Here is a 24,011-nt window from a genome sequence, read left to right as displayed (position 1 = left end):
TTATTCCAAGCCGCTTTGCTTTGCAAGCAGCCGGTCCCTTGTTTCTGCCCGCAGCTCCGCCCTCTCCACCGGGTCCGACCAAGTCGGTCGTGTCAGATAATGAACTTCTTCCACTTCCTTCATCTCGTCTTTTTCCTTGTCCAAGATTTCCATGAGAAGACTAACCCGAAAAAGGTCAGCAACCAAAGTGGGCTCGTACTCAACTCTCCAAGACGCCTCACCATGGCTTCCAGTGAAAACCTTCCCACCCTCTTCCAAGTCTTCGACTAAAACGCTCGAAAACGCGTCTAACCGGATCATGGACATGTCTTGCTCATAAGCCTGGTCGACCTGTATCGCAGCGATGGCATTGATAATATTTAGATAGGCCGCAGTAAAGGTCGTTACGGCCACCCCAAACAAAGCGAGGGCGAGCATCACCTCTATAATAGTAAAACCCCGCCTCCTCTTCCTTTTCGCCCTAACCCTCATGCGTCTTCCTCGGGAGCCGTCAATTGGGACCCCGTCCATGGATCAATTTGGTATCCACTTTCATATTCACCAATTTTCAAATCTACAGAGAATGGCGTGCAAGTCCCGTCAGGAAAAAACGTAACCGATTCGATTTCGCGATGGGTGACCAATTCGCCCCGTACAAGACGATAACCATCTATGGGAAGAATCATTTTAAACAAGACCTCGATTTCGACTTCTTCGCCAAATCCACTGGCGTCCACTTTAAAGGCGATCTCTTCGCCGCCCGACGAAACCATGAACGACTTAAGCTTTTCGTCAAAGCGGACCTTGTGAGGCTGACGGCTAAACACCGCCGCCTGCTTCGCCTTTTCTACTGCTCCCCACAACTCGTTCTGCAGGGCTTCCAGTTCTCCTTGCTTCAAAAGCGCATTAATATTCCAAATAAACAACGACGACAAAAGGGCGATCAAGGCCATCGTGAGCATCAGCTCAATCAAAGTGAACGCTCGACGCCAATCACAATCGCCAACTCTAACTTTCATCGCTTGATTGCTCATACCCTAGTACTGCCCGGCAGAATGCCAACCGGACTAAGCTCGCAACTTAAACCCTCCTCAAAAACGATTACCAGTTGGTAATATCGTCGCCCGACTCAGTGCCGTCCGGTCCGAGGGAGTAAAGGTCGTACGATGAAGTATTGTGCGTGCCAGGATACCGGTATTGAAGATCGTGGCCCCAGGGATCCTTCAGATTTTCTTCACCCTCGATGTACGGGCCTCTCCATCTGCCGCCGTCACCTTCCGGGCGAACCGCCAACGCCTTCAAGCCTTGCTGGGTCGAGGGGAAACTGCCCATGTGAATTCGATAGCTAGTCAAAGGTGTCTTGAAGGACTCTTTAACCTTAAAGCGAACCAACTCCGCCTGGTTTGTCCCGAAGAGATTGTCGACATTCGTTACGACAAGTCCGACCAGGAGAACCATCAACCCTATCACGAGCATTATCTCTATTAGGGTAAAACCACGTTTATTCGAAAGTGACCGTCTTCTTTTCATTTGCTCTGTAATCATACTGTCAAAAAAGGCTCTGCAAGCTTTAGGTTTATTGTAGGAAATGCTACTTTACATTGGACGACTGATGCAATCCTCAGGTTTCAACTTTGGATTTCTGTTGCCGCTTTTGCCAAGAGTCAACGTCCGCATAGACATCAGTTGTCTGAAATCCATCCGGTTTTGAGTCTGAATACCGGCCAATTTTTGTCGCAACAACTAGGCAAAAAACGCTTCAATCACGGAATTCTTCGCTAATCCTTTAGGTTTTATATTGTTTATCAAACACTTACGGATTTGGCACGCAGTTAGCTCTGCAAGCTATCACCAGTCCATGATCGCATCGAGCAAAGTTACAGAGCAAGCGGAAAGTCGTTGGACACTCATAGTCGAACGTTTTCGTGCCGCCTGTATACTCCACCGGGAGAACCGGGATGCCGAATCGCGCCAGATAATCAAAGGGGAACTTCCCGTCCTGATCAAATCGTGGATCAAACTTTTGCCGACCTCGCTGAAGGAAGACGCCAAAGCAGATCTAAGAGACATGTTTACGAAGGAGCAGTCCCTCGTTGACCAGGGAATGCGTCTGCAAAACGTTTTTCGAGAAACACTCGTCCAGCAGATCATTCCTCGAGTAGAGGAACAAGTTGCGGCAAAATACCGGGCGATCTATTTGAAAGAGCAACAAAAGCGAGCTCACGACCTCGAAGCAGTACGCAAGCGGACATGGGTTAAGCTATCTTCGCCCGAAGCCACTTCCTTGGAATCTTCACAGGCAAGGCGCGTCTCGATCAACGATGTTAGGAGCATGATCGACGCCGTGCAAAAAAATGACTCTGAACTAGTAGCAAACTCTATGCTTCCTCTCGAACAAATCGTGGGAACCCTGGACCGAGCGAGAGTAGACACTATTCTTTCCGAATCCTGATCGTTCCCTGAACCGCCACGCAATCTAACCTTTTTCTGCCAAAGCCATGCAACAAAAGACTGACACTCAAAATGCGGATAGCCTCTATGCTGAATCTGAGGACAACGCATTTCTAGGCTATCCGTACTCACCATCTCTCATTTCTACAGCTGATCCTGATTTTGAGGAAAATCCGGAATCCGCAGCCAAGGTTTCACCCTCCAAGAAGGCGACGGATAAGAGCACTCGGAAATTTCAGCCTAAACGCTCGAACATCGAGACGCTCTTGGTGGGACTCGATCTCGGAACGAACTCGACCTATGTCCAGATCGCAGAACCCGGAGCACAGGCTATAGAAGCTTCAGCCTTAATCCCTACCGTAGTCGGCTACTCCCGTCCGGGAATACTGCCAGACGTCTTGCCTGGCAACCAAACCACCTTTTTCGGCGACGAAGCAATCGCCCATAAACTCCACCTCGATTTGGTTCCGCCACTGAAAGACGGCGCAATAGAAGACTTGGAAGCAGCCCGTGACTTTCTTGCCCATGTGAAAGAACGTATCGGCGACTCCAAAGACACGGAATACCGGGCGGTCATAGGCACTCCAGCTAATGCCAGTTCCCAGGCGAAGGAGAACATTCGCTTAGCCGTAACCCAGCTTTTTGACAAAGTCATACTTATCCCGGAGCCTTTCCTAGCTGCTCTCGGCAGTCGCAAGGAATCAACCGGCATAGATCCCGTCACAAATTCGATTTTCGTAGATATTGGAGCCGGATCTTCGGACGTCTGCCTCATTCAAGGATACTATCCATCCAGTGACGACCAAATCAGCCTCCCATTCGCAGGGGACACGGTCGACCGGATCATCCAAAAAGCCATTCTCGCAAAGTACCCAGATTGCGGAATCTCGGTCGCCAAATGCCGCGAGATCAAGGAAACCTATAGTTTCGTCAACGGATCCAAGAATTCGGTCCTCGCTCCGGTAATGATACGTGGAAAGGTGCGACGCCTCGAAGTAGCCGATGCAATCGGTACCGCCTGCAACGCCCTTCTAGAAAAAATTTACCAGGCAGTCCGCACCCTAGTGATGCATGCCGAACCTGAAAGCATCCCTTCTCTTTTGGAAAACATCATCATCACCGGGGGAGGAAGCATGATCCCCGGGCTTGATGAAGCACTCGAATCGCTCCTATTGGAAGAGGGCTTCGAGGGATGCCAAGTTATTTGTGCAGGCGATTCGTACAAATCGAAAGTCGCAGCGGGAGCCTTGATCACGGCTCACCAAGCGGACGAACGCCAATGGCAAAATCTTTTACGTTAGTGTAGTTTGTAGATAATATAAACCCGGGGGTAGGTTTGATAAATCAACCACTTTGTGGTGCAGGAATAGGATGGCGGGCTCCAGTTTTTACTGGGGCTCGTCTTTTTTGCCTAACCCATCGAGTTGAAGCAATGGGGCAACCGTCAAAAGTGGAGTCTGATTCATGACATTTTCGCCATAGATCCGAAATAACATCGTAAAGAGACTCTAGGGGAAAAGGAGCAAAATCGCCCAATACAATGATTTACTGAATAATTGCTACTTAAGAAAAACACTCTGAGTCCGTAAGTATAAAGAGCAACAGCAAGTTCAAATACATGAAAAGCGTCGTAATTATAGAAGATCAAACTGCAGTCAGGGAAATGGTTTCCGAGTTCATCTCCCTCTCACCAGGATACGAGATTGTAGGTTCGTTCGGCAACGGCGAGGAAGGACTGCAGGGATGCATAAAACTTAGACCGGAAACTGTCATCCTAGATGTTGGTCTCCCCAAACTCAGTGGAACCGATGTCCTTAAAGGACTAACGTTGCATGTGCCCGGAGTCAAAGTTCTCATTTTCTCAGGTAAAGCGAGCTCTGCGAACATCCGTGAACTGCTTTCTGCTGGGGCACAAGGATACGTCGACAAAATGGACGGATTCGACGAGTTTAAGAAAGCGCTCGAGATCATCTCAGGAGGCGGAACATTCATCGGCCCCAAGATGGCAAGTCTCATGCGCTCTCTAATTCTCAACCCAGATTCTAGCTCTAGCGAAATCCCCCTTTCTGACAGGGAGAAACAAATTCTCCAACTCGTTGCCGAGAGTTATTCAACTAAGGAAATTGCAGCTCGCCTCTATATTTCCGTACGAACCGTCGACAACCACCGTACGAATATAATGAGAAAACTCAATCTCCATGATGTCGCGGCTTTGACGCGGTATGCGATCAAGAACGATCTCATCTCCCTCGCCTGAAGCGACAAACCTACTCCACATTTTACACAGCCTATTTTGACTATCTTCCGCCTGAAAACTCTTAGATAGAGTTTTACTTCAAGTCGCCCCGCGGGATTTCCTGCGACGCGACTCCGAGCTGAAAGGACTCAGCTCTTCTCACAATTCATTCCATGGATGGTAAACGACCAGAGATTACTAGCATCTCGCTGCCTGTAGATTCAAGTACTGAGTATCGGGAACAGCCACTACCCTATCCCCATAGGGTTCTTGAGTCTTTGGAGAATGGCAAGAGCCATTTCGATGAACATATTCCCGAGTTGGATTGGAATCTTTTGTCACAACTTTCCCTACCCGGAGAAAACGCCTCGCTGTCTCTTCATGACGGAAATGGCCTTTTCATAAAAATAACGGGTGGTTGTGAAAATCTTTGGAATCGGTCAGAGGAAGAGATCCTTGGCTCCCGAATCAGCGATTTCATCGAGCCCAGTAAAGCGTTTTCGAATTGGTTTTTGAGCCTGAAACATGATGCCCAAAATGAAGTATTCTCTACCAATAGAATAGATGGAGATTCAGAGCCCGCACCCGTTTCCCTCAAACGAGTACCAATTTTCATCGGGTCGCAGCCCTCCCTTTCACGCATCGTTCTAAAAGCGGTTACCGTAAGTACCAAAACGAAACAAGAGATTCATCCGTCTCTTTTCTTTAGTTGCGATTCGAGTGGCAATTTCATTGGTGGACCCGAGGAATGGTCGAACTATTTTGGCATCCCAAAGGACCAATCGGCAATTCAAAATCTGTCTGATATAATCGATCCCGAAGATCGGACTTATCTAATAACCTATCTGGAGACTTTAAAGAAAAGCGGGAGATCCGAAACGAAATCATTACGTTTTAAAAGCTCCCACGGAAAAGTAAGAACGCTCCTTTTGTCTGGGGAACACTCTCAAGAGCAATTCGATCTTCTGGCCCAAGACCTTACCCTCGACCTTGTCGAGCCTGCCAAGAATCTGAAGACCATTTCCGCGAAACTCTCAAGTGCCGCCCTCGCTTGGGTACAATTATCGGAAGACAACTGTCGAATTATCGAGGTGAATAACGCTTTCAAGCAAGTTACCGGATATCGAAAAACAGAGGTACCGACGTTTGAAGACCTCTTTGGCGAATGTATCGAAAACAACGCTACATCAAAGGCAACCTCATCCATCCGAGAAGGAATTGAGGATTCATTCGAACTGCGACTACATCGAAAAAATGGTGACAGCATTTGGGTCTCTCTAAAAACTTTTCCTTTAAAAGACCAGGAGGGGAACTTACTTTACACAGCCTTCACGATCTCCGACATCACGAACGAAAAAAATTCCCGAAAAACCTCCGTCCATCAAGAAAATCTCAGATCGATAGGCCAAATGGCGAGCGGAATCGCTCATGATTTCAACAACCTGTTGGCCCCTATTCTCGGATTCTCGGAACTACTCCTGAACATGCCAAATGGAGGGCGAGATGACAAGAAACTGATTTCCTTTCTCGAAAATATAAAGGTTGCCGCACAAGATGGGGCTGCTGTTGTCTCGCGGCTTCGAGACTTTTATGGAAATCAACCCTCCGTAGAAGAAGCAACTTCAGACATTGACCTCAAAAAACTGGCCCAACAAGTCAAAGACCTCACCCAACATCGTTGGAAAAGCCAGGCCGAGGCAAGGGGGGCCAATATCGAGTTCAGATCTATGGTTGAATCACGTCAATGCGTTCACGGGAACGAACCTGAGCTCAGGCAGGCTTTATCAAATCTAGTTATTAATGCAGCAGATGCGATAGAAGGAGACGGAGTCATTACACTCTCAATTATTGATTACAAAAAAAATGTTTGTATCAAGATTAAAGATACCGGATGCGGAATGCCCGAGAGAATCCAGGTCAAGTGCTTGGACCCGTTTTACTCCACCAAAGGAAAACGGGGCACCGGGCTCGGGCTATCGATCGTGGCAGGAATTGTCAAATGTCACAAAGGAGAGATCGAGATTGAGTCCATCAAAGGGAGTGGATCCACCGTCACAATACAACTTCCTGCGGTTGATGCGACCCCAGCAAAAATCGACAAAAAGATTTCCTCCGAATCGTCCAATTCTCTCCGCATAATGCTGGTCGACGATGAGGCAGTTCTACTCGAAGTTCTTTCGGAGCTTCTGGACAGTGGTGGACATGAAGTTAGGAAATTTGAGAATGGCGAAGCTGCTCTAAATGCATTCAAGAAGGAATCTTTCGACCTTGTTATCACCGACCGAGCAATGCCGAATATGAGCGGCGAGCAGCTCGCAGCGAAAATCAAAGCAATTAATTCACGCACCCCGATTATCATGGCGACGGGATTTGGCGACATGATCAGCGACGACAATGAGACCTCCAAAAACGTTGATCTTGTACTGGCGAAGCCCGTCACATTGGACCTCCTTAATGAAAAGCTATCTGAACTGACTTCCTCCGATTTAAACTAAGAGATCGTCCAACAAATCAGAATAGGCATCGTAGCAGTCATTTTTCTTCTCTGGCAAGGCGTGGGTGAGGTGCAAATGCCAGTAGGGCTTAGGCCTGAACTCAGCCGAACGGCCTTGGCCCTCAATCGCAACGCCGCCAAAAGGGAAAAAGTGCGTTGCCAGTTGGGTTGCCCGCCAGACATGCCTGGCGCTGTGTTGAGAGTGCGGGGAACAGCCATTCAGTGGATACCCACCCCGTGCCCGCCTTGCGGTAGGCTTATCTGGCAGGCAACGATACACATTCTGACTTGTTGGACACTCTTTGAGGAAAGCGCTTGAGATTCAGAGAAAATACCCTCGCTGCCGGTCACTAATCGGTAGGCCGCAACGCTCCATCACCTTCAGCAGATCTTCCCACGCAGATCGCTTATCTCGCTTGCTGTCGTTTCGGAGCAAATACGAAGGATGATAAGTGGCGAGCAAAGGTGTTTTTTCAAATTCCCTCCACTCCCCTTTTACTTCCCTCAAACTACGAAACGATTTCGACCCAAGCAAGCCCTTCGCTGCAGTCGCACCTAGCGCCACGATCAGCTTTGGCTTAACGACCTCAATCTGAGCCCTTAAATATGGGAGGCAAAATTCAATCTCACCGATTGTTGGCGGTCGATTGCCCACTCGGGTAGGAAGCTGCGGACGCCAATTCATGATATTTCCAATATAGACTTCCTCACGAGCAAGCCCCATGGCGCCAATCATCTTATCGAGCAACTGTCCGGCTTTACCGACGAAAGGCTCCCCCTGCTCTTCTTCGTCTGCTCCGGGAGCTTCGCCACAAAAAAAGATATCAGCATCCAAACTACCTACTCCAAACACTAGCTGATAGCCCTCTCGCTTATTCTCGTTGCATTTCGGACAATTTAGTACGATCTCCCGCAACGCGTCCCAACGCTTTTGCTTGTTGCCTTCCGGCAATTCAAATGCAGGTGGTATTCCAAGGGTAGCTTTTCTATCACCAGAGGTTTTACTAGCCGTTTTTGGTTCTTCCTTGAGAACCCGGTTAAAATCTTCCGCTGTTGCCGAACGTATTCTATCGGGTATCAAAGCAACCGCACTCTCCATTTCCTTTTCAGAATCTTCCGCTACAATCTTCCCTAACGCCAATTTCAAGTCGCGTAGGGACTCTTCCGATACATAAATGCGATCCTGTCCCTCTTTTCGCAAACGTTTCAGCTCATCAACGACGCTATTTATTTGAGATCTCATCTAGCGTTCCTGTTTGGACAGGATTTTTTCGGTATATTTGGCAAGTAGATCAAACTCTAGATTCACTTTATCCCCTCGCTTCAAATCACCCAACCCCGTCACTTGGAGCGTGTGAGGAATCAGCCAAACCGTAAGGACATTTTCCTCAACTTCAGCAACCGTCAGAGAAATTCCATCGATTCCGATGCAGCCTTTGTACACCAGATAGTGTTCAAATTCTCTTGGGACTTCAATCTTCAGGATGACATCCTTAGCTCTAATTCCGAGCTCCACGATTTTGCCTGAACCATCTACGTGCCCCGTCAGAAAATGTCCACCTACACGGCCGTTGAAGCGCAGGCTCCTCTCCAAATTCACCTTAGATCCGGGATCGATATTTTTGAGATTTGTCAGCCGCCGCGTCTCTTCAAGCACATCAAAGGTTAAAATCGTCTTGCTGATTTCGACAACTGATAGGCAGCACCCATTGATCGCCACACTGTCACCCAACTCCAATTCCTGAGCCACCAAGTTTGCCCGTACTCTCATCCGCCAAGCCTCCGGTTGCTCGTGAAAGCTCAGCACCTCGCCCTTTTCTTCAACAAGACCTGTAAACATTTCCCAGAATTAATCCGAATTCAAAGTCCAAGTGCAACGGATTTATACCAAGAACAAAAAAAACCGAGCCTCAAGAGAATCCCAAAGCTCGGTTCAAAGTTTTTCCAGCGAACCTTTCTAGACGATAGAGGGTACCGCGTAGCTAGGTCGGTAGTTCTTCTTGAGGAGCTTGTTGGCCTGCTTGTATGAATCTCCTCCAGTGAATTTCTCAGATCGCGCATCGAATTCAAGCTCAGGGCCTAGCTTCCACAGCTCTTTCGACTGATCGATGCTCCACTCAGCCATTTGCTCATTATAGCGCCCTAGTGTTTCCTCGAGTACTCCATCCTTCGACGCAAACTTCCCGACTGACTTCCCTTCAGCATCTTTACCTTTCAAGTAAGAAATGTTTCCGAGATGCGCCAGGCAACTGGATTTGTAAGCGCTCTCCAAATGAGCCGCCACATCGCTTTCCTTGCGGCTATTCACAGCTTTCACGAACGCAGGGAAATGATTAGAACCACGATCACCCTTGAATGCCTTCGCCCGCTTACCGTCATTGTCATAGACGAATCCTCCGCCTCGACCTCCTCGGAATTCTCCGCCTTCACAAGTTACAATAACGCCAACACGGGAGCCTTTGAAGTTTGGGGCATTGTTCAGTTCAGGCTTCACCCATAGATTGCGCACCTCGAACAGGGCCGGAATTCCTCCCCAATCGAATGTAGTGACACCCATATTCGGCGTATCGCCGGCATCGTCCCATCCGAATCGACCTCCCAACGACTGGATTTTAACCGGATGATCCGGATCACCAAGAATCCAGCGCATTAAATCGAGCTCATGGGGACCTTGATTTCCCAAGTCGCCATTGCCGGTATTGAAATCCCAGTGCCAATCATAGTGTAATTCCGGACGGTAGAGGTCTTGGTGTTCAGCAGGGCCAAGCCACTTATCGTAATCGACCGATTTTGGCGGCACCAGAGAAGTATCGATCTTCCCTATGCTCGCTCGATTTCGGTAGCACAAACCACGCACCATCTTGATTTCACCTATGTTACCCGCATGAATCCAGGGAAACGCCTCTTGCAGCCCAACATCAGAACGATTTTGGAAACCAGCCTGTACGATACGATTGTATTTCTTTGCTGCAGCCACCATCTGGCGACCTTCCCAAACCGTGTGGCACACGGGTTTCTCGACATAAACATCTTTTCCCGCCTCGCAACCCCAGATTGTCTGCAGGGCATGCCAGTGATTCGGTGTCGTCAGGACGACCGCATCGACATCTTTTCTCTCGAGCAGCTTGCGGTAATCGGTTTCCTGGCTAACAATGACGCCATATTCTTCGTCAACCGCGGCAGCCCGTTTTGCGAGTTCCGCTGTATCCACGTCACAAAGTGCGACCAACCGAGACCCTTCGGTACGGAATACATCGGCAATTAAGCTCTTTCCACGTCCGCGAACGCCGACCACGGCTACTCGGACATCACCATTTGCCGCTTTTGCCCATGAGGGCGTGATCGCGAAGGTGCTCGCTGCCAAAGCAGACGATTTAATAAATTTGCGACGAGATAACATAATTCTATAGGGGGATTAGGATTCTGACCTTAACCATTACACGCTTTCTCTAACGAGGCAATTGAAAATTATCCTTTCACTGGGAATTTTCTGAAGTCACGGCTTCGGCAACGACTGCCTCATAGAGGGTCTTAAAACACGGCAAATCTTATTAGGGATTCGGTTGCAGGGCAGCAAAGCTATCAAAACAATTTTCTTTCAGCTTCCAATCGTGGGTCGCCAGCCTTCTTTTAGCGATCGCAGAAGCGGTTCCACTAATCCATAAAGACCGCGATTCGTCATAGAGATCATTCGAAAGCAACACTTCTGAGATCTCCTGTGACCAGTGCAAATAATCTAAAGCCAGAGGGAGTACCATCGTTCCCTCTTCGTCGTAGCAGACCGCAAGGCCTCTGCGAATCGCAACCTCCTCGATCGGCTTCACCAGTTGGTGATAATTTCCAATCGCAGAGATGATCTTAACCATCAGCATCGCTTCCTCCCGCGTTTCTACTTCTAGCATTAGTTGAATGAGGTCTAGCCTGCCATCCACTTCGATCTCCTCTAGTGTGATCACTAGCTCTGTCTTTTCCGTCAGCGTATATTGGTCTAGTTCGTCAAACTGGACGAGAACACTTGTGTCGACACCCATCGTCTTCAGGGATTTTGAGTTTAACCTTTCTAGCTCCTTTTCAGACTTGCTCCAAACCATTTCCTGGGCTTGGAGCGTGTACGAGAGCACCGAACTGGAAGGAATGGCAAATTCACCTGCGAAGGAACCAACCGAGGAAGCCCACGCTATCCGCTCCAACTCAAATTGCAGGTAGTCGTTGGTTGTGTAGGGATCAACCTTCAAACGCCTCGACCAATCCCGTTTCGCCTTGTCGAACCCCAAGTGCCGGCGACTCAATTTCTTTGTCGTGCTGCCTACTTTTTTTGCTGCGTCCGTAACCTTTTCCGCGACTGGCTCTTTCTCATTACTCTCACCTCTGTATCGATGCTCCTTAGTTTTCGCCGCTAACTTTTCTGACCCCCGTTTTACCTCAAAAAACTTTCCCTGCAGATAACGGACAATACCACCAGGAATTCGAGCAACCGTAGTGACCGGTCTTCGCGCTACCGCCCATGAGCGGACAATTGGGTTCTTCAGGGCCTCCGAAAAAGACGTCGTAAAGGCCTTGGTTTTGGTGATTTCCTCCAACTTCTCGAGCGCGTCTATTTCATGGGCAGTCACTTCCAGCATCTTGATGCCTCGAGCATGAAAGTCGCCGAAATCGCTATCCAAATCGAACTCGTATCCAAAATTTACCACATATGCAATTGGGGCTAGCTTGAAACGCTCTCCCTCTCGAAGCTCTTCTCCCACCAGGTCATGGGCAAAGACAAGCGGTGGCCCCTCAATCGGTTCCGAGTCCACCGAATAGGAAGTCAATGAGCCAATTGAAGTGATCGCAAAGATTCGTAGCCAGGTGGGAAACATTTAATTTGTAAGAAACCGTCTTGGGACTATACGTTCCTTTTCGACATTCTTAAATCAATATACCGAAGGATTCGCAAAATTGGGAATAGAGGGATAACTTAATGAGAACGTAAACTTGAGATTTGGCGATATTAAAGCGGAATCGGGATTTAATCTACCTCTAATTTTTACTTTTCATGGATCCTTTTGGCAGTCATCAAAACCCAGACTTTTATATCCATGATCCGCATAGAACTTACCCAATTCAGCCCACTTGAATCCAGTATCCTCCAAATACGATTCGATGTCTTCGTAGCTGAGCAAGGTGTCGAACCAAGCCTAGAGGTTGATGGTAGGGACCCGGAGTGCGTTCACGCGATCGCGTATGACGGAGGCCTCCCGATCGGTACCGGTCGCCTCTTGCCAGACGGACATATCGGTAGAATGGCGGTCCTCAAAGAGTACCGATCAACAGGAGTTGGACAGAAGGTACTCCTGAAGCTGGTCGAGGCCGCCCGCGAGAGAGGATGGAAACAGGTTGAACTGTCATCGCAAATTCAGGCAGTCAACTTTTACGAGAGGTTCGGATTTCAACGTCTAGGCGACGTTTACATTGAGGCCGGAATCGACCACGTGGATATGCGTCTTGATCTCGAATGAGTAGCGAGTATGCGTTTCAGACGCTTCAAAGGGAACCCGCCATAAAATACGGTTAGACCTGCTCTTAAATCCCCCAACCTAGAACCACGTTAATCTAGTCGATCCCTCAACGATCCGCGAGCATTATTCCAAAAACCCTAGTCGCGTAACACTAGATGTCCTACCGGACGAGATCTTCGAAAAGCGGGACATCAAAGACGCTATAAAGGCTTGCGTGATATCATATCAAATTCGCTTCGAGAACCCAACTAGGATCGAGCGGACTTTTTCGGTCCGATTCGGTAGTCTGAGAAATCGTTATGGATTCCGTCATAAGGCTGATCCTGTTTGAACAGCCTTAGAATTTCCTGGTGCTCATATTCAGAGGTTGGCCACTCTTCATTGTAGCCGGGCAGCATAAAAACCGTATATGATTTCTTCCGCGTTACCTTTCTCCTAATAACCAGCACTATCCCAGTGCAAAGATGCAAGATCTGTCTGGCAACGAGATTTAGATCCTTTAAAGCCCTAAACCCACTTCTGGCGATCCGAATCACTGCTCATTTCCTGCGCGCAATTCAAAATCGTATCGATCTCCGCTTCAGGAGCCAAGCTCCTCAGAGAACTGCGTCCCCCATGAACATACTCGAAACGGACTGAATCCCAAATTTGGCCGCTCTTTTCGTAAGTGTCTTCGACGGCAAACGCTGCTTCCTCAAGCAAAAGCTTCACTATTTCCTCCCAAGACTTTTCCAACATTTGAGCGAGCTTTCCATGAGTGGCGTCTAATTCGGGGCCAACCGGGATTGCCAACAGCTCTTGGTTCATAGGATCAGACTAGTCGGCTTATTTTGTGAAAGCAGATTCGCTCTGCTAAAAGCATCGTCCGAAAAGAGCAGGCGCTTGAACTCAAAGATCTTTAAGTATATCGAAGATATCTTCCATTTTGCTCAAAATCGGTTGCCACAGGAGGTAAAAGCGTTCCTTTTAGTCTTGAACAATTTCATCTCAGAGGAACCCAGTCCGTGCGGATAGAGGCATTTCTCGATGAGATGAGGTTATACACCTGAAGACGCGCTAACAAACACTCATCGATAACCACACAAATGGACCGCATCGAACCGAATTCCATCCCACGCCCAGTCGATCCCAACAATCCGCAGCAAAACAGGGATACCAAACGAGCCGAAAAAATCTCGCCCCCTAGGGAGGATTCCCAAAAAAAATCCGCTTACTCGGACATATTTGACGACTGCGAATTGGAACGTTTGCAGAACAATCTTCAGTCGGTCTCAGAACTAGCAAACAAAGCACTCGAGCGGCTCAAGAAGTAGAGGCGCAAACGTTACACAAAATCCCTCCCTAGTCTTAAATATCCTCGTGTCCAAAGACCTCAGCCAGCTTAGAGAGGATTATACGGGAGAGAGTTTGCGCCGAAAGGATCTGTCTCGGGATCCCATCGACCAATTCCAGGCCTGGTTTTCCCAAGCTCAAGATCTGGGGGTGGTGGAGCCTAATGCCATGTCGCTAGCCACAGTCGACGAAAAGGGGCAACCGTGGCAACGCTCTGTGTTGCTGAAGGGATTGGATAAACGAGGCTTCGTCTTCTTCACAAATTTTGGCAGTCGCAAATCCCAGCAAATAGCAGGAAACGCAAAAGTCTCCCTGCTCTTTCCGTGGATCTCCATCCATCGACAAGTAGCGATCACCGGTTCTGCGACAAAGATTCCAGCAACCGAGTCCCTGAAATACTTCGTCACCCGTCCTTTTGGCAGCCAGATTGGGGCCTGGTCTTCACCCCAAAGCAGCATCATTTCTTCTCGGTCTATCCTCGAAACCAAGTTGGATGAAATGAAACGGAAATTCAAAAAAGGAGGTGTCCCACTACCCTCCTTTTGGGGAGGCTTCCGGATTACTCCTGAGACGGTCGAGTTTTGGCAAGGGGGCCAAAATCGTATTCACGACCGCTTCCTGTATTCTAAGTCCGATGACATTGGCTGGAACTTGAATCGTCTCGCTCCCTAAAGCAAAAACGAAAGCTCACGACTGCCATTTGGCGGACCAACAGGTTGTCCGTCCTCCAATCGTTCTTCGACTTAGTGCTTCACCCGTCTTAGGACAAATTCCACCCGCTTTCCAGCGATGCTGAAACAGCCAGGTCTTCGGGGGATCGGAATAATCTGGGGCAACGTACTTCAAAGCGCCGTCCCAAACAAATTTGACGGCACGGAAAAGCGATTTCTTCTCAGGGCCACTCAGTGATACCGCAGCTCGGTCGGGCCTAACCCTCGCCTTCCATAATATCTCATCCGCCATCCAATTGCCCACGCCAGGAAAAAACTCCTGCATGAGTAAAAGACTTTTCAGCGGCCCTCGCTTTCGTTTCTCTATGATCGAATTGAAATAGTCGTAGTCATATTTTGGTGATCCCACTTCCAGCGGTAACTCATCCCAAAACTTGGGGAGACCTGACGACTCGAAAAGCTCTATTTTGCCGAACTGCCTTTGATCATTGAACACAAGCCACCCAATGTACGTCTTCAGGGCAAGATGATCATGTTTCTCGAGAAACTGATCATGACTTCGAATTCGGAGATTTCCCGTCATCCCGAGGTGAACCCCTAGCCAGGTTTCCCTTTCCAATTGAAAAAGCATCCGTTTCCCGTGGGTTCTCGACCCAATGAGGCGGTTGCCTTTGAGCTTTCGGGCCAATCGCGCTGGATCAACATCACGAAAGCAACGAACTTTTTCATTCAGCTGCACCGATTGGACCAATCTCCGTTTTCCGGGATCCCATTGGCGGCAGAAAAACGCGACCTCAGCGAATTCAGGCATCTTGAAAGAACATCTATTCCACAATCCAATTATAGTGATAGGAGCTTAATTTCTTGGGCCCCGTATCTGTCACTGCAACCACGTCTTCTAGCCTACAGCCACCTAATCCGGGATAATACAAACCGGGTTCGATGGTAATAACCGAGTTCCTTTTCAAGCGAAAGTTTACGATTGAGACTCGCGGCGCCTCATGCACTTCTAACCCCAAACCATGGCCTGTCCCATGAAAGAATCCTTGAGCTCCACTCTCATTGTGCGTGGTTAGGTAATTGCGGTCCTTGAAGTACTTCTGCACCGAGGAATGGATAGTCTTTCCGTCGACTCCTGTCCGAACTTGTTTGATGGCCTGACTTTGAGCTCCCTTTACTGTCGCAACCAGCGCTCTCTGAACATCAGAAGGCTTTCCTTTTAAGAAAGTTCGCGTCATGTCACCAAAGTATCCCGTATTCGCGACCCGCGGAAACACATCCACAATGATCAATTCATTCGCTTTGAGCGGTCCCGAACCCGCGCAGTGCGGGTCACAAGCCTGGTCTCCACCCGCTGCAATTGTATCCATCGGAATCGAACCCGCGGTCAAACAAGCAACCTCTATTGCTTCCCTAAGCTTTTCCGAGGTCAGCCGTTTACCCTCGAGGTAAAGGTAGCCCTTCTTAATGGTGGACTTTTTCAGAGTTTCTTCTGCCGCCCGTATTCCCGCCGCGCTACACCGATTACCCTGTCGAAGAAATCGCATTTCTTCCTCCGTCTTCGTTTCTCGGGCTGGAAATATCGACGTTTTCATTGCATCAATTTTTATCCCAAACCCTTGCAGTTGAAACGCCAGCCACGCGGGAAAGTCCGACGAAACTCTAAATCCATTAATCCGATACGCCGCTGCCAAGGTCGCAACAATTTCAGCAACGCCAACATCCTTCCGCCTAAATTTGGTACGAGCCTTCTCGATCCATTCCTCCAGAGCCAGAATGGTACTGAAAGCCGATTCCTTAAATCCTCTCGAAAGTTCGAGCTGGTTTAGCACCGCGATTGATTTAGCCCCCATTTTCATGGATATGAAGGCATCCGGAACGCCAAACTTTGCCAGATAAAGCTGATCCGCTGAGGTACGCGTATCCGCATACATTAAAATCGGGAGAGGCAGTTTACGCTTTCGCGAAGGACTAGATTTACTCACATGTTCAGCCAATATCTCTCTCCGAAAAATGTAAAGCCCGCTAACCCCACACAACAGGGCCTACTTCTCGCAAGACGACTGGTCCGATTCCTTCAAACGTTCAATCGCCCACGGAACCAGCAAGGCCAACCGAAAAAGACAACCCACCAACGCTAATGCCAACCCCAGCATTTCCGCCATTTCATCAATCACACGCTCGTACAAACTTGGCCTCGGTCCGGATATCGAGGCCTACTTCATTCATCAACCAAAAACCAGCTCCTAACTACTCCCCTTTGTCTTTCAAACTCTCATCGTAGGCTTCCATCATCTCTTTGCTGATTCGATATTTGCCGGCGCACCTTGGGCAATTCACTTCAATCAGCTCCTCTCCGAGAAACAGCTCATCGGGGCTTTGGCGCCATACTGGTTCCAACGCCTGGAGAATCCGCTTTTGATTACAGCCACATTCCCATTTAACAATTCGAGTCTCCAGGGGGTTCACTTGCTCAGTTACCGATAAGACACGCAAATCGTCTACCGTCAGATCCCTGAACCATTCTTCATCATAATCTGGATGGGCAGAGACGATGGCAAAGGTCTCCGTATCGAGCCTGAAAAAACGGGCTGGGCGCTGCTCACTCATCGCGTAAAAGGCCTCCACGGCCGCCAACGGATCGCTCCCTTCAAAAGGGACCACACTGCGATGGATCGGCTTATTTCCCTTGGCGACTTCCTGATAAAACACGTTCTCTTCCGCCTCCTTGACATTTTCGGTGAAAGCACGCCCTACCACCGACCCAATTTCCGTATCCCCTCCTAGAAAAAGGTTGAGCAGCGGGTCCTGAAAATTGATGGTCCAGGCCAAGACTTCATTTCTGGGACGCGAAACACAATGGAGAGAAAATGCGGCCAAAGTGGTTTTGAGCAGATCATCCGCTCGAGGATCCATACCGATCTTGTTGTCCTTTAGGTGGAGATAGTAGTCCACATACAGATCGCTGAAATTCGCCATTGCTAAAAGAACGTTTCGCTCTCTGACAAAACTCGAGACGATTATGAAGGCAGGTTCGTTTGGTAGTTCGGCCTCAGGCATCAGGAAAAGCAACAAAACCAGATGATTCCCATTTGTCCAGACCCGGCTGAAGCGGGCTAGTGGCTTCCTTTCTCAAAGGGCATAAGTGTATCGAAACCTTACCTACTAATGTCTCAGGCTCAATCGACGCACAGGTGGGTTTCTATTTCGAATTGAGAGCTGCGATTCGGAGAGCAACTTCGCCCCTGCGATCATCCCCATTGGCGGCCTTAAGAAAATCCTGGAGCGCCGCGATTGCGACGTCTTTTTCGCCGAATAATTCCGCTAGCTCGGCGACCGTAAGCATCAGCTCAACTTGAGTTTCCGGAACCGAGGACTTAATCTCATAAGACGCTTTCAAATGCTCGTAGGCCTTTTCATAAGACAATTCGTAGCCTAAATAGGCATCTCCAACCGCACGGTGATAACCCCGTATCATATCTGGAATCGTTAGCTGATCACCCAGCATCTCTAAACTCGCAATTCGATTGGATACGCTTTGCGTGCTTTCCTCATTGTATAGCTCGATAAGAAGGTACTTCAGAAAGGCCAGCTCCCCAAAAAACCTCGATGGATAGGACTCAAAAATGTATCGGTAAGCAGAACGCGCTGCCTCCAAGTCAGGCTGGTCAAGATGCTTATGGTTGATTCTTGCTAGGTAATAGGCTGACGCCATTCCCACTTGATCGTTCGGGTTCGACTCAAAAAGGATATCGAACGTCTCCTTCGCCAAGAGCGCATTTTCCTCCCTCATGGGTTGGACGTGCAATTGCCCCAACGCTCTCGCGTACAACTTTAGCCGCTCGTTACCTGTACTCCTTGCTCTAAGCTCGTTGATCTCGGGAGACCCAGAATTGTAGAGCAGCAGGGCTTCCTCCTCCCAATCGCCTGCCCCCCAAAGCGAGCCCTGAAACGCGGGCGCCGCTAAAACAGCAACGATCCCGGTCACAAATCGGATAGTCAATCTAGGACACATAGAATTTGAGGTCTGGCCAATCCAAAGCATCTTCGACGCCTTTTTCGTAAATAAGTCAATGGATGGATTCCAATTTGTCCAGCTAAGGAAGCCTAAGCACTTCCGTTAAAATGATTTGATATCGCTTCGCTCAAACTGCCCTACTCCCTGTGGCAACACCGAATCCCATTCAGGGCGACAACGCAGCGAACAACAACTAGGCTGGGGTACCGAAAGACGAAGTCCCGGCACATTCACGGTCTAGTAGATTCAATCACCCTCGCAGAGGGCCAATCGAATTCCCTTTAGTCCTCGCCCTTTCAAAGTTTGAACCTTTTTCTGTTTCGAGTTTCTCGAATTCTTTAAAACGCCCGAACCTTTATGAGCCAGAGATTCCAATCGAAGCGACTGCTCACTGCGATTTGCCTGATAACCTTATCGCTTACGCTGTCCGGGTGTGTCTATCTCCGGCTTCTTTATTTCAAGAACCAGCTAAAGAATTTCGACCAAAACGTAACGGTCCAATCCTCCCAGAAACTCGTTTTCGGATTTCGTGATCCAATCGTCAGGGACGCCGACTTCGTTTTCCTAAGCGGCGCGAGTCCTGAAGATATCGAGAAACTCCACCAGGGTCACCGCGAAGAGGTCTGGACATGGACCTTTAATAAAAAGCTAGGCTCCCCCGAAGACCAGCCCTTTTCAATGGCGTTCAAAACACGCTTCAAAGATCGCCTGTTGACGCACATGGAGATCGACGAAACGTTTGTTGAGCTGATCGGCTCAGACCCTATTCTGTCGATGTTCAAGAATATCGGAGAAGCCAAAATCAACAAATTGAGACGATCCATGAGCATTGAGCTGGACAAAACCTCCGTGCTCACCGCTTCCCTCCCTTCGCTCAACGAAATTTTCGATGTCATGGGAAGACCGAGCAGAATAGCAAAACCGCAATCCCACTCAGGGGCCCGATGCGAGTACGAGTTCAATTTCCACGATCCCGAAAGCGGAAAGAAAGCTGGCCAGTTTCAGTTACATTTTACCGGGTCTCTTCAAAATCCGAACCGTTCCATAACGGGATTTAAGGTGACGGGAAAAGCTCGATAAGCTCAATTTCCAATGCCCTATTTAAAAAATTGAAACGAACGGTTCGCTAGCCCCATCAAAAAGCGAATCTATCCTCAAGAATCTATCGACCCAGATAGCGAGCCTTCTTGGCAAGCCCAAGGACTAGGTGATGGTTCGCATCGGGTTTTCCCCTTCGATGAGCTTCGCAGGATGTATTCAACGCAAACTACACCGTCACGCCCACTCGTGTGACCATGGATATGACGATGCTGGGTGTTATGTACGCCCCCTCTGACAAGATGACTCTATTTGCCATGCTACCCTACCTAGACTCTAGCATGGACCACGAAATCTTTGGGATGGCGGCACCGCTAATTTCACTAAACGACGGCTCTAGCGCCTTCACCACCAGAAGCAGTGGTTGGGGCGACCTAAAAATGGGCACTCTATTCCCATTCTATAAATCCACTGGAGACAAGGCCCACTTCGGTCTCGGTTTCAGCCTTCCGAGCGGTTCGATCGCGGAAACCGATTTGGTACCGGGACCCGGTGGACGCGTTCAGCGTCAGCTTCCTGCGCCGATGCAAATGGGAAGCGGTAGCATGGAATTCAATTCGTCGATCACCTACATCAGTCAAAAAGAGTCATGGTCCTATGGTGCTCAAGTCAAAGCAGACATCCGCCTAAACACAAATCACCAGGACTACCGACTGGGCAACTCCCTCGAAACTTCGGGCTGGATCGCGTCGAAGCTTATGGATCAACTGAGCATTTCGGGAAGAATCGCTTATAAGTATTTCGAAAAAATGAGCGGACCCCAGTCCGATCTCTCATTCAATCCTTCATTCGCTCCCTCTCGCAGAACGGTAACGGCAGCCTTTTCTGAAAATTATGGCGGGCAGCACGTCGACGCCGCAATCGGGTTGAATTATTTCTTCAATAAAGGATCCGCTGCAGGTAACCGAATTGCCTTGGAAGTCGTGTCGCCAATCTTTCAGGACCTCAACGGGCTCCAATTGGAGACGAAGCTCACAACCATATTGGGATGGCAATACTCTTGGTAGAAGTTCAAGGACAACCCTGACCGGTTGAACATTAAAACAGTCTGGTTCCTGGCAAAATCAAATTTTAACTGCCAGGAACCACGACGTGGTACTGGTTGATCGCGGGCGATTCCATCCTAGTCTTCTCGCCGTCTGACCACTGCACTTCAATCGCTTCTATCGCATCCGCCTCTCCGATGCCAAAATGCAACGTGGATGAGGTTTGAGCATTTCGCGACTGTCCAAATACTTTTGCCTTAACCGCTGTAAAGTCATTCCCAATTATCCGGACTGTCGCTCCCACTGTAGAGCGCTTCTTCGCAGGGCGCAGTTGAACCCCTACCCAGTTCCCTGTCTGCAGCATCTTATTCTCCAAAAACCTCAGGAAAATCTGGCTTTCGACCGAGTCGGACTCCACCACTAGTAAATCAGGTTTACCGTCCATATTAAAATCTTCAGAAATTGTCGCCTTACCATCCCTTTCTGAAGACAGACCCATGAGATAAGCGATATCTACGAAACCCTCTTCTCCAAAATTTGCTGCAAGACGGTTTTTCTGAAATGGTGACCAGCTCATTTCATCTTTTGACAAATAGCTTCCAGGACCCTCGAGGAGAAGAAATAGAGACAGCTCTTTTTTGTCTTCGACTTTGCTGTCATAAACGTCATGTCTCCAGAAAATTTCGTCGTAATTCTTAGAGGTCGTTTTGCTTATATAACCATTGTTCAAATACAAATCTGGATATCCATCGTTATTGAAATCAATGTCCGTACTTCCCCAAACCGATCCTGCACGCGTGAAGACATCCTCATCCTCAAACAGCAAGAACCCGCCTCCGTTCTTGCCAAGCCATAAACGACTCCCTTTCGAAATGACCGCACGCTTTGCTTCAATGCCTTCGAATCCCTCTCTGTGGGATCCTGCTTTGCTCATTCTGCGACCCACCTCGGAGCTCGAAGCCGCTGCAAACAGATCCAATTTCCCATCGCGGTTAAAATCCGCAATCACATGACTTGAGCCAAAGAGTTCCGGCTCTTCAAGCCATTCCGAGGTACGATCTTCAAGAAGCGAGACGTCGCTCCCGGCAAAAACATCCACTCCAGCAAAATTACTCGTCATCACTAGGTCCATTCGACCATCTAGATTCAAGTCCACAATTGAGCTCGCTCGGATCCTGCGTTTCGATTTTTCGGATACGCCTGACTTGTCTGTCACTTCTCGAAATTTTCCACCTCCCTGATTGATCAACAAAAAGGAAGGCAAACTGTCATTGGAATCGAAGATGGGCTCTGGCAGCAATCCTCGCACGTAAGCCTCAACATTCTGTCCTATGAACAAGTCCGGGAATCCATCCTCATTCAAATCTCCAGCCGTCATAGAAGACCCGCTGAAGAGCCTTTTGGGCTTAACTAAAGTTTTCGGCTTCTGATCGAATTGCCCAGACTTTCGATTAGGCTCGAAGAGAAGCACTCCCAGTCCACGGGTCGTTACAATGTACTCGCGTTCACCATCCAGATCGACATCGATCAGCAGTGCCGCGTCAATTGCCGCAGGAACCTGGTTCTTTACAAATGGACGGGGGTCGAAGCGAAAGTCACCCACGTTTCGATAGAGCATGTTCGCTCTGGGAAAAAGAATATCCGGCCGACCATCGAGATCAAAATCCTCTACTAGAATGACGCTGTACGCAGACCCCGAGTCCTCTCCGTCCAGCCAGTCCGAAGACTCAAACCCAGACTTACCTGTTCGTCTATACTGCCGAAAGTTCTCAAACGAGATCGACTGAGGGTAGTAGAGGTCGTCCTCTCCGAGCTCCTCACTCCAAACGATCCTCGCCGTGCCTTGAAACGACCTCCGGTAAAGCGTGTGGGTCGGACCGCTCACATTCATTTCGAACTCAACCCTCGAGATCCCCACACCATCCGGGTTAACTTCAAACCCCGAATGCCTAAAGTCCACCTGATCGACGCTATATCCCTCTTTCTCGAACTGATTGAGCATCGTTTCGAACTGGTAACTTTTGAGATACTTTATCCCCGACGATGGAGCTCGGTGGATAAACTCAAAAATCTTTTCGGGCAATCGACGGTTTAGCGTCCATTGTGGCGTTTCGATGGCCCCTAAAGAAAAAGTTCGGAAAACGTCGAGCGGGTTTTCTGCCTCGCGAATCTCATCCCAGAACTTCGCAATGGTATCCCCATAACGCTCTGCTCGGACTTCGTTCACCCAAACCGTTTCGTCCAGGGCCTTCCGCTTCAGGTCGATTCGCGTCTCTGCATCTTGCGCATTTAAAGAGCCGCCCAAAAACAGGATGACTACACCCATGCCCTTTTTCATTATTTTGGGATATTTTGCCATGCTTTATTCTAATGACCCTAAAAAGTTAGCTCACTAATCGCGGCATTCGAACGGTCACAGGGAATCCTAGCAAGACAGAACTGAGAGCAGCCAAGTTCCGAAAATCTATCGCATCCTCAATTTGCCGGGCATCACCCAATCAAACCCAGACCCGGGAGGATGTCAGAATACACGATAACCCTATTGACCCTGCTTTTCCGCTCGGATCACTTCTTTGAGTGACTGAGAAGTCAGGAGATAATAGACTTCTTCCGCGATATTCTTGGCATGGTCTGCAATCCGCTCGAATGACTTGGAAACAAAGACCATCTCTGTAAAAGTCGCGACAGTTGACGGATCCTGCTTCATCAGCTCTACAAACTGGCTAAAATTTTCCCGATTCAGTGAGTCAACTTCTTTGTCCCGATTGATAATGGAGTAAGCGATATTCTCGTCCTCCTGGATAAAACTCTGTAAAGCCTCTTTCAACATGCTAACCGCGAGCTCACCCATTTTGGGAACCTGACCCAAGCTAGGCCCAATGGGGCCTTCGGTCAGGATTTTAATCGTTCTTTTCGCAACGCTTGATGCCTCGTCCCCAACCCTTTCCAAATCGTGACTCGCTTTGACCGCTACAAACAAAAGTCTAAGATCTCTAGCTACCGGTCCCCTTAGGCTAATATATCTTTCGACCTCATCATCGATTTGCGTCTCAATGTCATTTATTACTTCGTCGGATTTGATGATCTTCTCAGCCAGTGCTTGATCACCCTCCAGCATTGCTTTCATGGCGGAATTCGTGATCTCAACCGACTTTTCGCCCATCAGCATTAAATTTGATCGAACGTCTTCAAGCTCTTCGTGGAAATATCTTTTCATGCTTATAATCTACTTGCTTTAACTACCTATA

General features: G+C 48.8%; 25 protein-coding genes. 9 read left to right on the top strand and 16 right to left on the bottom strand.

What is annotated here, in order from left to right:
- From GA004_RS06205 to gspG, 3 genes are all read right to left on the bottom strand, one after another.
- Positions 1-471, bottom strand: coding sequence for a type II secretion system protein (locus GA004_RS06205; RefSeq protein ID WP_283396445.1), 471 nt, complete (start codon positions 469-471; stop codon positions 1-3).
- Positions 468-1,013 carry a pilus assembly FimT family protein gene (locus GA004_RS06200; protein WP_283396444.1) on the bottom strand — a complete coding sequence of 182 codons (546 nt, stop codon included), beginning with the start codon at positions 1,011-1,013 and terminating at the stop codon, positions 468-470. Before GA004_RS06200 ends, GA004_RS06205 begins: the two co-directional genes overlap by 4 nt.
- A gap of 67 nt (positions 1,014-1,080) precedes the next feature.
- Positions 1,081-1,509, bottom strand: coding sequence for a type II secretion system major pseudopilin GspG (gspG, locus tag GA004_RS06195; protein WP_283396443.1), 429 nt, complete (start codon positions 1,507-1,509; stop codon positions 1,081-1,083).
- Positions 1,510-1,837: 328 nt separating this feature from the next.
- Between gspG and GA004_RS06190 the strand changes: the two genes are divergently transcribed.
- From GA004_RS06190 to GA004_RS06175, 4 genes are all read left to right on the top strand, one after another.
- Positions 1,838-2,431 (top strand): hypothetical protein, encoded by a 594-nt coding sequence (locus GA004_RS06190; protein WP_283396442.1) that lies wholly within the window; start codon positions 1,838-1,840, stop codon positions 2,429-2,431.
- A 46-nt stretch (positions 2,432-2,477) separates the two neighbouring features.
- On the top strand, positions 2,478-3,731 hold the full coding sequence (gene beeR / locus GA004_RS06185; protein ID WP_283396441.1) for a BeeR family actin-like protein: 1,254 nt from the start codon (positions 2,478-2,480) through the stop codon (positions 3,729-3,731).
- A 317-nt stretch (positions 3,732-4,048) separates the two neighbouring features.
- Positions 4,049-4,687 (top strand): response regulator, encoded by a 639-nt coding sequence (locus GA004_RS06180; RefSeq protein ID WP_283396440.1) that lies wholly within the window; start codon positions 4,049-4,051, stop codon positions 4,685-4,687.
- A gap of 152 nt (positions 4,688-4,839) precedes the next feature.
- Entirely contained in the window at positions 4,840-7,161 is a 2,322-nt protein-coding gene (locus GA004_RS06175; RefSeq protein ID WP_283396439.1) for a hybrid sensor histidine kinase/response regulator, read from the top strand.
- Here the strand turns inward: GA004_RS06175 and GA004_RS06170 are convergent.
- The 5 genes from GA004_RS06170 to GA004_RS06150 all read right to left on the bottom strand — a co-directional run bounded on the left by GA004_RS06170 (position 7,153) and on the right by GA004_RS06150 (position 12,019).
- On the bottom strand, positions 7,153-7,440 hold the full coding sequence (locus GA004_RS06170; protein ID WP_283396438.1) for a hypothetical protein: 288 nt from the start codon (positions 7,438-7,440) through the stop codon (positions 7,153-7,155). The genes GA004_RS06175 and GA004_RS06170 overlap by 9 nt on opposite strands.
- Before the next feature lie 42 nt (positions 7,441-7,482).
- Positions 7,483-8,403, bottom strand: coding sequence for a uracil-DNA glycosylase (locus GA004_RS06165; protein ID WP_283396437.1), 921 nt, complete (start codon positions 8,401-8,403; stop codon positions 7,483-7,485).
- Entirely contained in the window at positions 8,404-9,000 is a 597-nt protein-coding gene (locus tag GA004_RS06160) for a riboflavin synthase (protein ID WP_283396436.1), read from the bottom strand. It abuts the gene before it with no gap.
- A gap of 117 nt (positions 9,001-9,117) precedes the next feature.
- Complete coding sequence (locus tag GA004_RS06155) at positions 9,118-10,560, bottom strand: Gfo/Idh/MocA family protein (RefSeq protein ID WP_283396435.1); 1,443 nt, start codon at positions 10,558-10,560, stop codon at positions 9,118-9,120.
- Positions 10,561-10,711: 151 nt separating this feature from the next.
- The gene (locus GA004_RS06150; protein ID WP_283396434.1) at positions 10,712-12,019 is read right to left on the bottom strand and encodes a hypothetical protein; all 1,308 of its coding nucleotides are present in this window, start codon (positions 12,017-12,019) and stop codon (positions 10,712-10,714) included.
- Positions 12,020-12,238: 219 nt separating this feature from the next.
- Here GA004_RS06150 and GA004_RS06145 point away from each other — a divergent pair, with 219 nt between their 5' ends.
- Positions 12,239-12,658, top strand: a complete 420-nt coding sequence (locus GA004_RS06145) for a GNAT family N-acetyltransferase (RefSeq protein ID WP_283396433.1) — start codon at positions 12,239-12,241, stop codon at positions 12,656-12,658.
- A 248-nt stretch (positions 12,659-12,906) separates the two neighbouring features.
- On the opposite strand, the gene GA004_RS06140 is transcribed toward GA004_RS06145, so the two are convergent.
- Together GA004_RS06140 and GA004_RS06135 are read right to left on the bottom strand one after the other, a co-directional pair.
- On the bottom strand, positions 12,907-13,056 hold the full coding sequence (locus GA004_RS06140) for a hypothetical protein (RefSeq protein ID WP_283396432.1): 150 nt from the start codon (positions 13,054-13,056) through the stop codon (positions 12,907-12,909).
- Between the two features lie 109 nt (positions 13,057-13,165).
- Positions 13,166-13,465, bottom strand: coding sequence for a hypothetical protein (locus GA004_RS06135; protein ID WP_283396431.1), 300 nt, complete (start codon positions 13,463-13,465; stop codon positions 13,166-13,168).
- 278 nt (positions 13,466-13,743) lie between these two features.
- On the opposite strand from GA004_RS06135, the gene GA004_RS06130 reads away from it, so the two are divergent.
- Positions 13,744-13,971: a hypothetical protein gene (locus GA004_RS06130; RefSeq protein WP_283396430.1), complete on the top strand. Its 228-nt coding sequence runs from the start codon at positions 13,744-13,746 to the stop codon at positions 13,969-13,971.
- Between the two features lie 46 nt (positions 13,972-14,017).
- Positions 14,018-14,662 carry a pyridoxamine 5'-phosphate oxidase gene (pdxH, locus tag GA004_RS06125; protein WP_283396429.1) on the top strand — a complete coding sequence of 215 codons (645 nt, stop codon included), beginning with the start codon at positions 14,018-14,020 and terminating at the stop codon, positions 14,660-14,662.
- Positions 14,663-14,677: 15 nt separating this feature from the next.
- Here pdxH and GA004_RS06120 read toward each other — a convergent pair whose 3' ends face one another.
- The 4 genes from GA004_RS06120 to GA004_RS06105 form a co-directional block, all read right to left on the bottom strand.
- Positions 14,678-15,472, bottom strand: coding sequence for a DNA-formamidopyrimidine glycosylase family protein (locus GA004_RS06120; protein WP_283396428.1), 795 nt, complete (start codon positions 15,470-15,472; stop codon positions 14,678-14,680).
- A gap of 13 nt (positions 15,473-15,485) precedes the next feature.
- Positions 15,486-16,646, bottom strand: coding sequence for a M24 family metallopeptidase (locus GA004_RS06115; RefSeq protein WP_283396426.1), 1,161 nt, complete (start codon positions 16,644-16,646; stop codon positions 15,486-15,488).
- 265 nt (positions 16,647-16,911) lie between these two features.
- Positions 16,912-17,721, bottom strand: a complete 810-nt coding sequence (locus GA004_RS06110; protein WP_283396425.1) for an Hsp33 family molecular chaperone HslO — start codon at positions 17,719-17,721, stop codon at positions 16,912-16,914.
- 142 nt (positions 17,722-17,863) lie between these two features.
- Positions 17,864-18,676, bottom strand: coding sequence for a hypothetical protein (locus GA004_RS06105; protein WP_283396424.1), 813 nt, complete (start codon positions 18,674-18,676; stop codon positions 17,864-17,866).
- Between the two features lie 360 nt (positions 18,677-19,036).
- Between GA004_RS06105 and GA004_RS06100 the strand changes: the two genes are divergently transcribed.
- Complete coding sequence (locus tag GA004_RS06100) at positions 19,037-19,759, top strand: hypothetical protein (RefSeq protein ID WP_283396423.1); 723 nt, start codon at positions 19,037-19,039, stop codon at positions 19,757-19,759.
- Between the two features lie 209 nt (positions 19,760-19,968).
- Positions 19,969-20,784, top strand: a complete 816-nt coding sequence (locus GA004_RS06095) for a hypothetical protein (RefSeq protein WP_283396422.1) — start codon at positions 19,969-19,971, stop codon at positions 20,782-20,784.
- Between the two features lie 64 nt (positions 20,785-20,848).
- Here GA004_RS06095 and GA004_RS06090 read toward each other — a convergent pair whose 3' ends face one another.
- Both GA004_RS06090 and phoU read right to left on the bottom strand, forming a co-directional pair.
- Positions 20,849-23,122, bottom strand: a complete 2,274-nt coding sequence (locus GA004_RS06090) for an FG-GAP-like repeat-containing protein (RefSeq protein ID WP_283396421.1) — start codon at positions 23,120-23,122, stop codon at positions 20,849-20,851.
- 180 nt (positions 23,123-23,302) lie between these two features.
- Positions 23,303-23,980, bottom strand: a complete 678-nt coding sequence (gene phoU, locus GA004_RS06085) for a phosphate signaling complex protein PhoU (RefSeq protein WP_283396420.1) — start codon at positions 23,978-23,980, stop codon at positions 23,303-23,305.
- Positions 23,981-24,011: the final 31 nt, after the last annotated feature.

Origin of the sequence: Candidatus Pelagisphaera phototrophica (assembly GCF_014529625.1) — a bacterium.
In the GTDB taxonomy this organism is placed as follows: Bacteria; Verrucomicrobiota; Verrucomicrobiia; order Opitutales; family Opitutaceae; genus Pelagisphaera; species Pelagisphaera phototrophica.
The sequence above is the reverse complement of the archived record's forward strand: the minus strand, read 5'-3'. Positions and strand labels throughout refer to the sequence as shown.